Genomic DNA, 15,441 nt, shown 5'->3' on the forward strand with positions numbered 1-15,441 from the left:
CGGTGAAGCCCGCGGCGCCCGCGGCGGGACCGGACGCGAGGACGGCGGGCCCGGAGGGCGACCCCGGTGGACCGCAGCCACTCCCCCGCGTCACACGCGCCCCCGCACGCCTCACGCGTCCCCGTACGCCTCCCCGCCGAGGTCGAGCCTGGCGGTGCCGGCCGTCGCGTCGGCGAGCCAGGAGCGGAAGGCGTCCACGTCGGAGTCGGGCAGCCCGATCTCGATGCTGACCGCCTCCGCGTACCGCACTCCGCGCACCTCGCGGCCGGTCGAGCGCAGGTCGTTCTCGATCTTCCCGGCGCGCTGGTGGTCCACGACGACCGTGGCGAGGCGGAAGCGGCGGCGGGTGACCGTGCCCAGTTCGTCGAGCGCGGCGCCGACCGCGCCGCCGTAGGCCCGGATCAGGCCGCCGGCGCCGAGCTTGACGCCGCCGTAGTAGCGGGTGACGACGGCGGCGACGTACCGCATGTCACGGCGCAGCAGCATCTGGAGCATCGGCACTCCGGCGGTGCCGCCGGGCTCGCCGTCGTCGCTCGCCTTCTGCACGGAGGCGTCGGCACCGACGACGTAGGCGAAGCAGTTGTGGGTGGCGTCCGGGTGTCTCCTGCGCACGGCGGCCACGAAGTCCTGGGCCTCCCGCTCGGTGGCGGCCGGGGCGAGGGCGCACAGGAAGCGGGAGTGGTTGATCTCGGTCTCGTGCACTCCCGGGCGGGCGACCGTGCGGTACTCGTCCTGCATCCGGCCAGCCTATGCGCTGTTCGCGGGGCGGTTCCCGGGCCGCCCCGGCCGAGGTGCGCCGGGCGATGTCGTGGATACTCCATGCCTGTTGCCCACGCTCCGGACGCCGGATCGCGGGCAACAGGCATGGACGGCACACAGCCGAGCAGCAGCACCGAGACCCGCCCACCGGCCGTGACGGCCCCGACCGAACGCAGGAGAGCACCGCATGAGCGGCGCCCAGGTGAACAGCACGGACGGCGGCGACCGCGGCGGTCCGGCCCCCGCGGACGCCTCCTCCCCGTCCGAACTCTTGCCCTCCCCCACTCCCGCCCCCACCTCGTCCTCGCCCCGCTGGCGGGCCTGGCTGCTGGAGGGGCTGACCGACCGGACGGCACGGCACCCCGGTCCGCACGCCACGCCCGAGGAGAAGCACGAGGGCCACTCGTGGTGGCGGGTCATGTGCCTGACCGGCGTCGACTACTTCTCCACGCTCGGCTACCAGCCGGGCATCGCCGCGCTCGCGGCCGGTCTGCTGTCGCCGCTCGCGACGCTCGTCCTGATCGCGCTCACGCTGCTGGGCGCGCTGCCCGTGTACCGCAGGGTGGCGCGGGAGAGCCCGCACGGCGAGGGGTCGATCGCGATGCTGGAGCGGCTGCTGCCCTGGTGGGCGGGGAAGATCTTCGTCCTGGTGCTGCTGGGGTTCGCGGCCACGGACTTCATGATCACGATCACCCTGTCGTCGGCGGACGCGGCGGCCCACGTCGTGGAAAACCCGTTCGCCCCGCACTTCCGGCACGGCGCGAACCTCTGGATCACCCTCGTCCTGGTGGCGGCGCTCGGCGCGGTCTTCCTCAAGGGCTTCCAGGAGGCGATGGGCATCGCCGTGGTCCTGGTGGGGGTGTATCTGAGCCTCAACGTCGTGGTGCTCGTGGTCTCCGCCGTCGAGGTGATCGGCCACCCGGTGAAGATCGGCGACTGGACCGACGCCATGACGGCGGCCCACTCCTCGCCGCTGGCGATGGTCGGCGTGGCGCTGCTCGTCTTCCCGAAGCTGGCGCTGGGCATGTCCGGGTTCGAGACGGGCGTCGCGGTGATGCCGCAGGTCAAGGGCGACCCGTCCGACACGCAGGCCAAGCCCGAGGGCCGTGTCCGCGAGACCCGCAAGCTGCTCACCACGGCCGCCGTGATCATGAGCTGTCTGCTGCTGCTGTCCAGCCTGGCGACGACGATCCTGATCCCACAGGACGCGTTCAAGAGCGGCGGCCCGGCGAACGGGCGCGCGCTCGCCTATCTCGCCCACCAGCACCTCGGCGAGGCCTTCGGCACGGTGTACGACGTGGCGACCATCGCCATCCTGTGGTTCGCGGGGGCCTCGGCGCTGGCCGGTCTGCTCAACCTGGTGCCGCGCTACCTGCCCCGGTACGGCATGGCCCCGGAGTGGACGCGCGCGGTGCGCCCGCTGGTCCTGGTGTTCATGGTGGCGGCGGTCGTCATCACGGTGTGGTTCGACGCGAACGTCGACGACCAGAGCGGCGCGTACGCGACGGGTGTGCTGGTGCTCATGCTGTCGGCGGCGTTCGCGTCGACGGTCGCGGTGCACAAGCGCGGCCACCGGGCGGCCGCGATCGGGTTCGGCGTGATCACGGCGGTGTTCGCGTACACCCTGGTGACGAACGTCATCGAGCGGCCGGACGGCATCAAGATCGCGATGATCTTCATCGTGGCCATCCTGGTGACGTCGTTCGGCTCGCGCGTGCACCGCGCCTTCGAACTGCGGGCCGCGCAGGTCACGTTCGACGACGCGGCGGCCCGGTTCGTGGACGAGGCGGCCGGCTCGGGCCCGCTGCGGCTCATCGCGAACGAGCCGCAGGAGCACACCACGCGGGAGTACCGCGCGAAGGAGTACAGCCAGCGCGAGCACACCCACATCCCGGACGGCGGCCCGGTGCTGTTCCTGGAGGTCTTCGTGAGCGACTCCTCGGACTTCACCCAGGACCTGGAGGTCTGCGGCGACGAGAAGCACGGGGTGCGCCGGCTGCGGGTGCACGGCTCGACGGTCCCGAACACGATCGCGGCGGTGCTGCTGGCACTGCGCGACCGCACGGGCGAGGTGCCGCACGCCTACTTCAGCTGGACGGAGGGCAGCCCGGTCAGCCACCTGTTCCGGTTCCTGATCTTCGGCGACGGCGAGGTCGCCCCGGTCACCCGCGAGGTCCTGCGCCGCGCGGAGCCGGACCTGGAACGGCGGCCCCGGGTCCAGGTCGGCTGAGCACCGGCGGGGAATCCCCGGCCCCCGCCCGCTGTTCGCCCCGACGAGGACGAACGAGACGAACGCACAGCCCCCCGCAGACAGACCCCGCAGCACGAGGAGGCCGCCATGTACGGCGACGAGACCACGATCCGCGAGATCCTGACCGGACTCGGCGACACCTGGGCGGTGGTGGGCCTCTCGGAGAACCGCTCCCGCGCGGCGTACGGCGTGGCCGAGGTGCTGCGGCGCTTCGGCAAGCGCGTGGTCCCCGTCCACCCGAAGGCCGGGGCGGTGCACGGCGAGCAGGGCTACGCCTCGCTGGCGGACATCCCCTTCGACGTGGACGTGGTCGACGTCTTCGTCAACAGCGACCTCGCGGGTGCGGTGGCCGACGAGGCGGTGGCGAAGGGCGCGCGGGCGGTCTGGTTCCAGCTCGGCGTGATCGACGAGGCGGCGTACGACCGCACGCGCCGGGCGGGCCTGAAGATGGTGATGGACCGCTGCCCGGCGATCGAGATCCCGCGACTCGGCTGACGACCCGAGCCGGCCGTGGCCCGCTCCCGAGGCCGCGCGCCGCTTTGGGACTGTGCCTGGGACCGTCCTGACAAGTCACCGTGTCGCAGGGCACGTTGTGGTGTTGGCAAGGCCCCCAGCCTCTGGAAGACTCACGCCCGGCAGAGCTGGCCGACCGTGAACGGGGCTGCGTGAAGAGGCGAAGAGTGATCGCACTCTCGCTGTGCGCCATCACGCTGGGGGTACTGGCGCTGGCCCTTCCGCGTCGGCCTTCCGACGTCGTGGACGCGACCCAGTTCAGCATCGCGTTCTTCGCGACCCTGCTGACCGGTGAGGCCGTGATCTTCGCGATCAGCTTTTCCGCCGCTAGTTCCTGGCCGTCCCTGGGCGCCATCGACAGCCACATCGCCTTCCGCGAGTGGGTGCTCATCGGCTGGTTCGCCGCGCTGTTCACGGCCTGCGGGCTGCTCGGAGACAGCCGGGCCGCCGCCACGTACGGCGCGCTGCTGTTTCTTCTTTCCAATATCTATGGAATCTTCTCCTTTGCCCGTCTGTTCGGGCTGGCCGGCGTCAGCGGACGCAACCGACTCCTCAGGCAGACCCTCGCCGCGGCACTGACCTGGCGGGAAAGCAACGCCGACACGTCCCAGGGCCCCCTCCAGGACGACCCCGTCGTCAGCGCCTATCTCGGCGCGGTGAGCCAGACCGCCGGCGCCAACGACCCAACGGCCGTTCGGAATCTGGTCGACCAACTCGTTGCCGCCCCGGTACCCGCCCACGCCACCAGAAACATCGTCGTCGTCCATCTCGACGTCCTGCACCGGCTGACCAGGGCCACTCTGGTCAGCGGTGCCGACCCCGTCGTCATCACCGGATGCGCCGCGGCCCTGATCGACTCTCTCATCGAGCGTTCAAGACAATTACCGGATCCGGCCACCGCCCTCGGCGCGGCAAGTCGCTATCTCGCGTGGCTCGCGAACTCGGCGCATCTCATGTCCGTGCGCGGAGTCGCGTCCAACCGCGCCGCCAGGGAACTCGTCGTCCTGGCCCTCGACAGCCGTCTGAAGATTCTTCGCCAGGTCGATCCCGACCCCAAGTCGGCCGCCTCCCCGGACGAACTGGGGAGCATTCTGCCCGGTCCGCTCTCCGTTCTCCTGTGGATCCGCGACTTCACCGAACTGCACGGAGCGCATCAGGCAGGTGCGTTGTACGGCGTGTACGAGATCCTCACGGGCACCAAATTCATGGGCAATTACTGGGACGGCGCTTCCGTGCTGGCCGATCTGAGACGAGTGCTGTACACCGATACGGACCCGCTCGACACCCCGGAGTCCCGAGCAGCGCGCGAAGTCCTCTGCTCCGTGGCGGAGTTCGACCGGTTCTGGGCCCTGGTGTCAGTCGGCGCCCTGGCCACCCTGAGAGACGTCAGACAGCCCCACCCTCCGGAACTCGTCCGCCCGGAGTTCACTCCCGACCACCAGTTGCTCGGAGCCTATGTGCGCGGTTTCGCCGCCCACCGCTGGTTCACGACGGCAGCCGAGGCCCGGGACGCGCTTGTCGAGGTGTTGAGCCACGCCGCGACGCCCGGAACACCGATGTGGGAGTTGCATAAAATCCTCCAGCACTCCGACTACGACCTTCCCGTGCCTCGCACGAATCCGGAACACCGGCCCGCCGGAACGGTTCTGGCTGTCGCCTGCCGGCTGGCACCCCTGTTACCGGAGGACTCGGACGACGAACTGCGGTCCTTTCTCGAAGCGTTGCCCGAACCGGTCAGAGCCGCGGTCGGGGCACTTGCCGTCCGCACGCTGCCCGGCGCAGCCGAGGCGGGGGATCCCGTCGAAGCCGTCGTGCGGGGGCTGCGCGTCCTCCAACTCGTCGGCGCGCACACCAGGACGGCTCCGTGACCGAGATCGACGCCGACCTCTGGCGGGAGCGCATGGCCCTCCTGGACTCGCCCCTCGTCACGGCAGCCGTGGTCGTGCAGTGCGGGCTCGGCTGGCTGGCTCCGGACAACTTCGGTCTGCGCAACGAGATCGACCGACGTCTGGCCTCCGTCCAATGGCGACGGGGTGCTTCCCTGACCGTTACCCGTGTCGTCCTGCACAACCTGCCCGCCTCACCGACGGGATCCGTCCGATCCCGAGGCACGGACGAGGCCTTCGAAGAGTGGAACTTCCGCCTCTCCTGCACAACCGCTCTGATGCACACGGGAGTCAACCAGGCCTCGCAGGTTCACCGCCTCATCATCCGGGGAGACGAGGGGGGTGCGCCCCTTCCGGATATGGTCGAACTGCTGGAAGACGGACAGTGGACCGACAACAGGGCCCTGCTCGCGTTGCGGACCGTCGCCGCCGTCGGCCGCACCACGCCCATGACCGGCTACGACGTGGACCTGAACGGCCCGTTCGGGGACACGGACCCGTCGGTCTACCTGTGATCGACAGAGGAGATCAAGTGCCCTACGCCCCGGAGAGTCCAGAGGATCACGCCTTCCTCCAGCAGGCGATCGCGATCTCTCGCCACGCGCTCGAGGACGAGGGCAAGACTCCCTTCGGGGCCTTGGTGGTCATCGACGGTCAGGTCGTCGGAACAGGAACCAGTTCCGTGGTCGAGCGACACGACCCGACCGCTCACGCGGAGGTCATGGCCTTGCGTGCCGCCGGTTCCGCGCTCGGGCGTCACCTGATGGAGGACGCGGTGATGTACTGCAGCAGCGAGCCGTGCCCGATGTGCCTCGTCGCCTGCTACTGGGCCCGCATCCCGCGTCTGGTCTACGCGGCCACCAGCCGCGACGTCGCGGTCAACGGCTTCGAGGACCTTCAGTTCTACCGTCAACTCGCCCTGCCCAACGCCGAGCGCGTTCTCCTGGAGGAAGTGGCGACAGAGGGCGAGGCGCGTGAGGCGGCGGCAGGAGCTCTGTCCACGTGGGCCGGCAAGCTCCCCTTTCCCGTGGAACCCAAACTCTGAGACCCGCGGCGCCGTTCACGCCGGGACAGGCACTCCCAGCCCCTCCAGCACCACCGCGCCCGGCAGTTGGGACAGTGTCTTGCCCGGGATCAGGAGCTTGCCGCGGCGGCGGCCGCTGCCGACCAGGGCGTACGGGAGGTCCGCGACCGCCGCGTCGATCAGGAGGGGCCAGTCCGCGGGGAGGCCGAGCGGGGTGATGCCGCCGTACTCCATGCCCGTGCCGCCCGTCGCCGTGTCCGCCGGGGCGAACGACGCCTTGCGGGCGCCCAGTTGGCGGCGGACCAGGCCGTTGACGTCGACGCGGGTGGTGGAGAGGACGAGGCAGGCCGCGAGGGTGGTCTCGCCGCCGCGCTTGCCGGCGACGACCACGCAGTTCGCGGACTGTTCGAGGAGGTCACGGCCGTAGTGCTCGACGAAGACCGCGGTGTCGGCCCACTCCGGGTCGGTGTCGACGTACAGGATGCCGTCGGCCGGTTCGGTCCCGGTCCAGCCGCGCACGGCGTCGGCCACCGGGCCGACCAGGTCGTCGAGGCAGTCGGGTGCGGGGACGCAGGTGTCGAAGTCTCCGATGGGTGCGCGCATGGCCGCACGCTAACAGCCCGGCCGGGGTGCCTCAGCGCACGGGCGGGACGGAGACCGACATCAGCATGCGCATCGGCACGTCGCCCTCGTTGCCGTAGGTGTGCGGGGCGTCGGCCTCGAAGGAGGCGGTCGCTCCGGCCGGGACGGTGTGGGCGGCGCCGTCCACGGTGAGGGTCAGTTCGCCCTCCGTGACGTGCAGGAGTTCGACGGTGCCCGGCGGGTGCGGGTCCGAGGGGCTGCTCTCGCCCGGCATCAGGTGCCAGTCCCACATCTCCAGCGGGCCGGGGGCCTCCACGCCCGCGAGGAGCCGGTTGTAGCTGCCGGCGTCGGTGTGCCACAGGCGGACGGCCTGGTCGCCGGGGACGATGCGGACCGACGGCTCCTGGTCGTAGTCGAGCAGGGTGGTGATGCTCACACCGAGCGCGTCGCCGATCTTGACGACCGTGCCGAGGCTGGGATTGGTGCGGGCCTGCTCGATCTGGATGAGCATCCCCCGGCTCACGCCCGCCCGGGAGGCGAGGGTGTCCAGGGTGAACCCGCGTTCGGTGCGCCAGCGCTTCACGTTGCGCCCCAGGGACTGCGTCAGCAGGTCGAGGTCCGACACGTTCCGTATCCGTCCGTTCCGTCCAGTGCGTGCGTTGCGTGCATTGCGCGTTGTGGGTCGCGTGGGCTTGGTTCACCACCGCCGGAGCACCCGCCCTGCCCCGCGTCCGCCACAAAGGTCACTTATTTTGGATGACGCGGTCCAGTGAACTGAACTACGGTGTGGTGCACCCGACCGTTCACCGAACTGTACTGCGAGGCCGCTCGTGACCGTGTTCCTTGCCCTGACCACCAGCGTCCTCTACGGCCTCTCCGACTTCGGCGGCGGACTGCTGACCCGGCGCTTCCCCGCCCTGACCGTGGTCGTGCTCTCGCAGGGCATCGCGGCGGCCGTGCTCGGCGTGGTGGTCGTCGTCACGGGCGGCTGGGGCGAGGCAGGTCCGCGGCTGTGGTTCGCGTTCGCCGCCGGGCTGGTGGGCCCGCTGGCCCTGCTCTGCTTCTACCGCGCCCTCGCGATCGGCCCGATGGGCGTCGTCTCGCCACTGGCCACCGTGGGCGTCGCCGTGCCGGTGGGCGTCGGTCTCGTCCTCGGCGAACGTCCCGGGCTCATGGAGGCCACCGGCGTCGCGGTCGCCGTCTGCGGTCTGGTGCTGGCCGGCGGCCCGGAGCTGCGGGGTGCTCCCGCGCAGCGGTCGGCGGTCGTGCTGTCGCTGGTGGCGGCGCTCGGGTTCGGCGCGGTGTTCGCCCTGATCTCCCAGGCCTCGACGACGGTCACCGGGCTGTTCCTCGCGCTCTTCGTGCAGCGGGTGACGAACGTGGCCGTCGGGGGCGCCGCCCTGCTCGTCTCCGTGCGGCGCGGCACCGCCCCGCTGCCCGCGGGCGGCTTCCCGTGGGGGTCGCTGCCCGCGCTCGCCTTCGTCGGGCTGTCCGACGTGGCGGCGAACGGCACGTACTCGGTCGCGGCCCGGCTCGGCCCGGTCACCGTCGCCGCCGTGCTGGCGTCGCTGTACCCGGTGGTCACCGCGCTGGCCGCGCGCGGTCTGCTCCACGAGCGGCTGCGCGCCGTCCAGGCGGCGGGCGCGGGACTCGCGCTGATGGGCACGGTGCTGCTCGCGACGGGGTGAGCCGGGCGCCCCGCGAGCCCGGCGGACCGGTGCGGGCGGCCCGGCGCGGACGACCCGGCACAGGCGGCCCGGTGCTGTCAGTTCTCCGCGGTCTCCGGGTCGAGTGCCGCCAGGCGTGCCACCGCCGCGTCGTCCAACTCGCCCAGCGCGACGAGCTGTTGCGGGGTGACGCCCTCCGGGATCGGCACCGGGGCGGGTGTCCGGAGCGGCGGCTGCCAGCCGTCCTCCGGGGTCCACCGCCGGACGACGCGGGCCGGCGCGCCCGCGACCACCGCGTGGTCGGGCACTGTGCCGCGCACCACCGCGCCCGCGGCGACGACCACGTTGCGGCCCACGCGCGCGCCCGGCAGGATCACCGCGCCCGTGCCGATCCAGCAGCCCGGCCCTATCTCCACGGGCTCCGTGCGCGGCCACTGCTTGCCGATCGGCTGGTGCGGGTCGTCGTACGAGTGGTTCGTGGACGTCACGTAGACGTACGGACCGAAGTAGCAGTCGCTGCCGATGGTGACGGTCGTGTCGGCGATGACGTGACTGCCCCGGCCCAGGACGACGCCGTCGCCGAGCCGCAGGATCGGCTCGGGCCCGAGGTCGAGGTCGGGCATCATCCCGGCGGTCAGGGTGACCTGTTCGCCGATGATGCAGTGGGAGCCCAGGTGGATCCACGGTTCGCCGAAGACCGTGCCCAGCGGGAAGGCGAGCCTGGTACCGGTTCCCATCGCGGCGAACCGGAACGCGCCGGGCCGCTCCGCGGTGACGGACCCCGTGCGCTGCACCCAGGCCCAGCCCGCGTGGACGGCACGCTGCGCGAGGCGTCGCGACCACGACGAGAACGACCACGACGAGAACGTGTTCCTGCGCTGGAGCATCCGCTCACGGTACTCAGCGGGGGCCCGGCCGGAAGGCGCGTACCGCTGTGATCTTCGACCTACCGCATGACGTACCGTGCCGTACCGGCCGGACACCGCCGACAGAGGGAGTGGGCATGAGCAACGAGGCGCTGATCACGGGCATCGGCGGCAGGGAACCGCGGGTCGACGAAGGGGCGTTCACGGCCCCCGGCGCGGTGCTGATCGGTGACGTGACCGTGGGGGCGGGCGCGAGCGTCTGGTACGGCGCGGTGCTGCGCGGCGACATCGAGGCCATCGCGGTCGGGCCCGACAGCAACGTGCAGGACAACTGCACCCTGCACGCCGACCCGGGGTTCCCGGTCGGCGTCGGCGCCCGGGTGTCGATCGGGCACAACGCGGTGGTGCACGGCGCGACCGTCGGGGACGACTGCCTGATCGGCATGGGCGCGACCGTGCTCAACGGGGCGGTGATCGGCGCCGGTTCACTGGTCGCCGCACAGGCGCTCGTACCGCAGGGCATGGTCGTGCCGCCGGGCTCGCTGGTGGCGGGGGTGCCCGCGAAGGTGCGCCGCGAGCTGACGGACGAGGAGCGCGCGGGCGTCACGCTGAACGGGACCCACTACGCGGAACTGGCGAAGGCGCACCGCGCGGTGCACGCGCCGGACGCCTCGTAGCGGCAGGGGCCGTCACCGGCCGGGGGTCACTCCCCCGCCGGGACTGCCTCGGGGTCCTTCGCGCGCTCGCCCTCGGCGTCGGCCGACACGCGCCCCGAGCGGCGCCGGATGACGAGCATGGACGCGAGTCCTACGAGGACGGCGGCGACGAGGGCGACCCAGGAGAAGCGCTTGAGCCAGGACTCGGCGACGACCCCGACGTAGTAGACGACGGCGGTGGTGCCGCCCGCCCAGACGATGCCGCCCAGGATGTTGGCGATGAGGAACTTCCAGTACGGCATCCGCAGCACGCCCGCGAGGGGGCCGGCGAAGATGCGCAGCAGGGCGATGAAGCGGCCGACGAAGACGGCCCACATGCCCCACTTCTGGAACGAGCGTTCCGCGGTGGCGACGTGCGCCTCGCCGAAGTGCCGCGGGAACTTGGCCCCGAGCCAGGTCAGCAGGGGCCGGCCGCCCTTGCGGCCGATGGCGTAGCCGATGGAGTCGCCGACCACCGCGCCGAGCGTGGCGCAGGCGCCGAGGACGACGGGGTTGATGCCCGACTGCTGCGAGGACAGCAGCGCCGCGGAGACGAGCACGATCTCGCCCGGCAGCGGGATGCCCAGGCTCTCCACCCCGATCACCAGGGCCACCAAGGCGTAGACGGCGACCGCGGGTACCGTGTCGAGCCATTCCTGGACGTGCACGCCGGTTCCTCCCGATGGCGAGTCCGTGCTTCCCGGCGTGCGCCCATGACGGGGCGCACGCCGGGAAGCCTACTCGCTCGGCGCGGCCCGCCCGTCCCGCGCACCCGGCGCCCGCCCTGCCCGCGGGCCGGGCGGTGCCGCCCCGGCGGCCGCGGACCGGGTCACTCCCGTACCTCCGCGCTCCCGCGCAGCAGCAGGTCCCGCGCGGACGTCCCGAGCCAGACGTCGCGGCGGCCGGTGCCCAGCGCCCAGTCGTGCCGCGCGGTGTCCCAGGACGACAGGGTGCGGGCGGCGACGCGCACGGTCACCCACCGGGCCTCCCCCGGCCGCAGGTCGAGCCGCCGGTACCCGGCCAGTGTCCGCACCGGCTGGTCGAGGTCCAGGTCGGGCGAGGGGCCGACGTAGACCTGGGGCACGGCGACGCCCGCGCGCGTGCCGGTGTTGCGGACGTCGAAGGAGACGTCGAGGCCGCCGTCCGCCCACCGGGTCCGCAGACCGCCGCAGTGGAAGGTCGTGTACGAGAGGCCGTGCCCGAAGGGGAACAGGGGCCGCACGCCCTGGGCGTCGTACCAGCGGTAGCCGGTGTGGACGCCCTCGGAGTACTCCTCGGTGCCGTCGACACCCGGGTGCCGCCGGGGGTCGCCCGCGACGGGGTGGTGGCCGTCGTCGGCGGGGAACGTCTGGGTGAGCCGGCCGCCGGGGTCGCAGTCGCCGTACAGCACGGCGGCGGTGGCGGCGGCGCCCTGCTGGCCCGGGTAGTACATCTGGAGGACGGCGCCGGTGCGGTCGAGCCAGGGCATCGACGTGGCGGAGGAGGTGTTGAGGACGACGGTGGTGCGCGGGTTGGCCGCCGTGACCGCCTCGATCAGCCGCTCCTGGTGTCCGGGCAGCGCGATCGTGGTGCGGTCCTGGCCCTCGGAGGCGTCCTCGTAGGCGAACAGGACGACGCTGTCGGCGGCGCGTGCGGTGCGCACGGCCTCGTCGAGGTCCTCCCGCCGGGTGGCTTCGGTGCTGCGGCGCAGCCGGAAGGTCTGGCCGGTGTCACCGCCCGCGGCCGTGATCGTCAGCCGGTGGGCGCCCGCGGCCAGTCGGAGGGTGCGGCGGCGCAGCGCCAGTCCGTCGGGCGCGGTCGTGACGAAACCGCCCTGGAAGTACTCGCCCCAGCCGGAGGCGACGGGGAAGAGCTCCGTCCCGTCGAGCCGCACGGTGGGGCGGGTGGTGCCCGAGTAGTGCACGACGATCGTCCACTCGCCGGCCTCGGTGTCGTCGACGGTCAGGGTGCCGTCGTACGCCCAGGTCCGGCCGGCCTCGACGCGCTGGCCCTCGGGGTCGAACGAGGGGCCGACCGATCCTGCCGGCAGCGCCCGGCCGTACAGGTCCTCGCCGAGCGCGTGGCTGACGCGTGCGCCGCGGCCCGCCCGTCCGGCGCGGGCCCGGATCGCGTCGAGGGGGCTGTCGGCGCGGTCGGGGACGACGTGCGCGCTGCCGCCGCCGCTGACGAAGGGCAGGGCGCCGGTGGGTCCGACGACGGCGACGCTGCCGCCGGTCAGCGGGAGGGTGCCGTGCTCGTTGCGCAGCAGGGTCGCGCCGGCCCTGGCGACCTCCAGGGCGACGGCGGCGCCGGCCGCGGGGTCACGGTCCGGGCGGGGCGGGGCGGTCCCGTCGAGCAGTCCGAAGCGGTCCATGACGGCGAGCAGCCGGCCCACGGCCCGGTCGACGTGGTCCCGGGGCACCTCGCCGGACTCGACGGCGGTCTTCAGGGCGGCGCCGAAGTAGGTGCCGTCCGGCATCTCCATGTCGAGGCCGGCGGCGATCGCGGCGACGGTGCTGTGGGCGGCGGACCAGTCGGTCATCACCCAGCCGTCGAAGCCCCAGCGGTCGCGCAGGACGTCCGTGAGCAGGGTCCTGTTCTCGCACGCCCAGGTGCCGTTGACCTTGTTGTAGGCGCCCATGACCGCGCCGGTGCCGGCGTCGACGGCCGCCTCGAAGCCGCGCAGTTCGACCTCGTGCAGCGTGCGTTCGTCGACCCGCACGTCCACCGAAGTGCGGTCCTTCTCCTGGTTGTTGAGGGCGAAGTGCTTGACGGTCGCGACGAGGCCCTCGTCCTGGATGCCGCGGATCTCGGCGGCCACCATGTCGGCGGAGAGCAGCGGGTCCTCGGAGAAGGTCTCGAAGTTGCGGCCCGCGTACGGGGTGCGGATCAGGTTGACCATCGGCGAGAGCAGGACGTCCTGGCCGAGCGCGCGGCCCTCGCGGCCGATGACCTCGCCGTAGCGGCGGGCCAGGTCCGGGTCGAAGGCGGAGGCGAGCAGCACGGGGGCGGGCAGCGCGGTCGCGTGCCGGGTGACGCGGACACCGGCGGGCCCGTCGGCAAGCCGCAGCGCGGGGATGCCGAGGCGCGGTACGCCGGGGACGTAGCCGGCCTGGCCCAGTGGTGCGGGGTCGGTGGCGCCGTGCAGCAGGGAGATCTTCTCGTCGAGGGTGAGCCGCGCGAGCAGCCCGTCGACGCGGGCACCGGCGGCGCCGGGTCGGGTGCCGGGGGCCTCGCGCACCCGGGCCGCCGCGGCGGGCGCGGTCGCGGTGCCGACGGCCGCGGCGACGGCGGCGGTGCCGGTCAGGCGCAGGACGGTCCGCCGGGTGAGGGGGTCGGACATGGCCGTCACTCCTTCGGTGCGCGGACGCGCCGGGGCGCGCCACGGGTGCGCGGCCCGGGGGCCGGGTGCGCGTGCGGGTCGATGCACGCACTATGCGTCAGCGATCGGTGACACACCGTCAGGGCGGGTGTCCGGCGCGGCGGGCGGCCCCGGGTACGCGTGTGGCCCCGACCGGTCCGGTCGGGGCCACGCGCCGGGCAACGGGCGCCGGGGGTTCAGCTGTTGGGGCGCAGGGTCCAGGTGATCGTCATCTCGCCGGTGACGGCGCCGTCCTCGCGGGTGATCGCGACGGCGACGGGAAACTCGGGGCGGCGCCCCTCGTCGAGCTCCGCGACGATGTCCGCGACCGGCCGGCCCAGGGTGGCGGTGGCGGTGACGGGGCCGAGGGCGATCTTCTTGAAGGAGATCTCGGCGTGCACCGGAAGCGGTACGGCGCGCGGCAGTTGGTCGCCGAAGGCGGCGAGCACGACGGCACCGCTGGCGGACTCGCCGAGGGTGAACATCGCCCCGGCGTGGGGGCCGCCCACGTGGTTGCGGTACTCGCCCTGGTCCGGGAGGTACAGAACGGCCTTCTCCGGGGTCGTCTCCAGGTACTCCAGCTTGAGGGTCCGCACCATCGGCACGGTGGCGGCGAGCATCTCGCCGATCGACATCTGATCCGCACTCATGGCATGAGGTTACTCGCGAGTAGCCTCCGGGCGCCAGACCGGTACGGCGAACACCGCGTGCCCTTTCCGCCCATACGGCCCCCGGGAGGCCCCTCTCGGTACGTACCTGACAAGGCCTCGTGACCTCATCGTGTCGCGGGCGGCACTAGTGTTGCCTCCCATGTGGCCAGGACAGCAGCCGCCAGGGGGCGAGCAGAACCCGCAGGGGAACAACCCGTACCAGCAGCCGGGGTACCAACAGCCCAACCCGTACCAGCAATCCGGTTACCAGCAGCCCGACCCCTATGCGCAGCAGCCGCAGTGGGGCGCTCCCGGCCCCGCCGGAGCACCGCAGCCGGGCGGCCAGGGCGGCGGAGGCGGCAACCGGACGAAGGTCGTGGCGATCGTCGCGTCCCTGGCCGTGGTGGTGGCCGCCGGCGTGACCGGGTTCCTGGTGCTGGGCGGCAGTTCGGACGACAAGGCGGACGACGGCAAGGCGAGCCCGACGGCCGCGACGCCGTCGGTGAAGGACAGCCCGAGCGTCTCCGCCTCGGAGGCCAACCCGCGCGGCGGCGACACCGAGAAGCCGACCGTCGCCGGGTGGAAGGTCGTCGTCAATCCGAAGCGGGGCACCGCCTTCGACGTGCCGGCGGACTGGGAGGTCCAGTCGTCCACCCTGACCATCGGCTTCGAGGACGACAAGGCGGACGACGGCAAGCCTCTCGTCGTCATGTCCGCTCCCGCCCTCTACAAGTCGAAGTGGTGCACCAGCGACGACGACAAGGACGGCAACACGGACGACACGTCGCTCGCCGCGGTCGGCACCAAGGGCGCGGACGGCGCCAAGAACACCGACGAGGTCGCCGTGAACACGGTCGGCTGGTGGGTCTACGGCGGGTACACGCAGCCCGACAAGAAGAGCCTGACGTACGACAAGAAGGCCACGCCCTACACCACCGCCTCGGGCATCAAGGGCAGTTACGCGTGGGCGCAGTCCACGAACACGCCCATGAAGGGCAAGTGCGCCTCCGACGGCAAGGCACTGACCTTCGGCTTCAAGAACTCGGCCGGCGACTTCGTGTCCTGGAACTTCTACGGGGCCAAGGGCGTCAAGGGCGAGGTCCCGAAGGCGACCATCATGAAGATCCTCAGCACCGTCCGGCTCTCCGGGGACCCGACGGAGTGAATCCCGCCGCCGCGTGCGGCAGTTGGGGCCGATCTCTCCGACT

Annotated in this window: 15 protein-coding genes; 8 read left to right on the plus strand and 7 right to left on the minus strand. The window is 72.4% G+C overall.

What is annotated here, in order from left to right:
• Positions 1-111: 111 nt before the first annotated feature.
• Entirely contained in the window at positions 112-738 is a 627-nt protein-coding gene (locus ACFZA0_RS16035) for a YigZ family protein (protein ID WP_391016341.1), read from the minus strand.
• Positions 739-946: 208 nt separating this feature from the next.
• Here ACFZA0_RS16035 and ACFZA0_RS16040 point away from each other — a divergent pair, with 208 nt between their 5' ends.
• The 5 genes from ACFZA0_RS16040 (at position 947) to ACFZA0_RS16060 (ending at position 6,454) form a co-directional block, all read left to right on the plus strand.
• On the plus strand, positions 947-2,989 hold the full coding sequence (locus tag ACFZA0_RS16040) for an amino acid transporter (protein WP_391016344.1): 2,043 nt from the start codon (positions 947-949) through the stop codon (positions 2,987-2,989).
• Positions 2,990-3,097: 108 nt separating this feature from the next.
• Complete coding sequence (locus ACFZA0_RS16045; protein WP_391016346.1) at positions 3,098-3,505, plus strand: CoA-binding protein; 408 nt, start codon at positions 3,098-3,100, stop codon at positions 3,503-3,505.
• A 185-nt stretch (positions 3,506-3,690) separates the two neighbouring features.
• Positions 3,691-5,391: a hypothetical protein gene (locus ACFZA0_RS16050; protein ID WP_391016349.1), complete on the plus strand. Its 1,701-nt coding sequence runs from the start codon at positions 3,691-3,693 to the stop codon at positions 5,389-5,391.
• Complete coding sequence (locus ACFZA0_RS16055; protein WP_391016352.1) at positions 5,388-5,924, plus strand: hypothetical protein; 537 nt, start codon at positions 5,388-5,390, stop codon at positions 5,922-5,924. The genes ACFZA0_RS16050 and ACFZA0_RS16055 overlap by 4 nt, the downstream gene beginning before the upstream one ends.
• Complete coding sequence (locus tag ACFZA0_RS16060) at positions 5,921-6,454, plus strand: deaminase (RefSeq protein ID WP_391016355.1); 534 nt, start codon at positions 5,921-5,923, stop codon at positions 6,452-6,454. The genes ACFZA0_RS16055 and ACFZA0_RS16060 overlap by 4 nt, the downstream gene beginning before the upstream one ends.
• Before the next feature lie 15 nt (positions 6,455-6,469).
• Here the strand turns inward: ACFZA0_RS16060 and ACFZA0_RS16065 are convergent, their stop codons facing one another.
• A complete protein-coding gene (locus ACFZA0_RS16065) occupies positions 6,470-7,036 on the minus strand; it encodes a YbaK/EbsC family protein (RefSeq protein WP_391016357.1) in 567 nt (188 codons plus the stop codon).
• A 31-nt stretch (positions 7,037-7,067) separates the two neighbouring features.
• Positions 7,068-7,640, minus strand: a complete 573-nt coding sequence (locus ACFZA0_RS16070) for a cupin domain-containing protein (protein WP_391016360.1) — start codon at positions 7,638-7,640, stop codon at positions 7,068-7,070.
• A gap of 205 nt (positions 7,641-7,845) precedes the next feature.
• On the opposite strand from ACFZA0_RS16070, the gene ACFZA0_RS16075 reads away from it, so the two are divergent.
• Positions 7,846-8,703 (plus strand): EamA family transporter, encoded by an 858-nt coding sequence (locus tag ACFZA0_RS16075; RefSeq protein WP_391016363.1) that lies wholly within the window; start codon positions 7,846-7,848, stop codon positions 8,701-8,703.
• A 77-nt stretch (positions 8,704-8,780) separates the two neighbouring features.
• On the opposite strand, the gene ACFZA0_RS16080 is transcribed toward ACFZA0_RS16075, so the two are convergent.
• Positions 8,781-9,569, minus strand: coding sequence for a DapH/DapD/GlmU-related protein (locus ACFZA0_RS16080; protein ID WP_391016366.1), 789 nt, complete (start codon positions 9,567-9,569; stop codon positions 8,781-8,783).
• Between the two features lie 116 nt (positions 9,570-9,685).
• On the opposite strand from ACFZA0_RS16080, the gene ACFZA0_RS16085 reads away from it, so the two are divergent.
• Positions 9,686-10,225, plus strand: coding sequence for a DapH/DapD/GlmU-related protein (locus ACFZA0_RS16085; protein ID WP_391016368.1), 540 nt, complete (start codon positions 9,686-9,688; stop codon positions 10,223-10,225).
• Positions 10,226-10,251: 26 nt separating this feature from the next.
• Here ACFZA0_RS16085 and ACFZA0_RS16090 read toward each other — a convergent pair whose 3' ends face one another.
• From ACFZA0_RS16090 to ACFZA0_RS16100, 3 genes are all read right to left on the minus strand, one after another.
• Positions 10,252-10,911 (minus strand): VTT domain-containing protein, encoded by a 660-nt coding sequence (locus ACFZA0_RS16090; protein WP_391016371.1) that lies wholly within the window; start codon positions 10,909-10,911, stop codon positions 10,252-10,254.
• A 161-nt stretch (positions 10,912-11,072) separates the two neighbouring features.
• Positions 11,073-13,565, minus strand: coding sequence for a glycoside hydrolase family 3 C-terminal domain-containing protein (locus ACFZA0_RS16095; protein ID WP_391016373.1), 2,493 nt, complete (start codon positions 13,563-13,565; stop codon positions 11,073-11,075).
• Between the two features lie 215 nt (positions 13,566-13,780).
• Entirely contained in the window at positions 13,781-14,218 is a 438-nt protein-coding gene (locus tag ACFZA0_RS16100) for a DUF4442 domain-containing protein (RefSeq protein WP_391016574.1), read from the minus strand.
• A gap of 175 nt (positions 14,219-14,393) precedes the next feature.
• Between ACFZA0_RS16100 and ACFZA0_RS16105 the strand changes: the two genes are divergently transcribed.
• Entirely contained in the window at positions 14,394-15,398 is a 1,005-nt protein-coding gene (locus ACFZA0_RS16105; protein ID WP_391016376.1) for a hypothetical protein, read from the plus strand.
• Positions 15,399-15,441: the final 43 nt, after the last annotated feature.

Source organism: Streptomyces sp. NPDC008150 (genome assembly GCF_042956945.1).
Classification (GTDB): domain Bacteria; phylum Actinomycetota; class Actinomycetes; order Streptomycetales; family Streptomycetaceae; genus Streptomyces.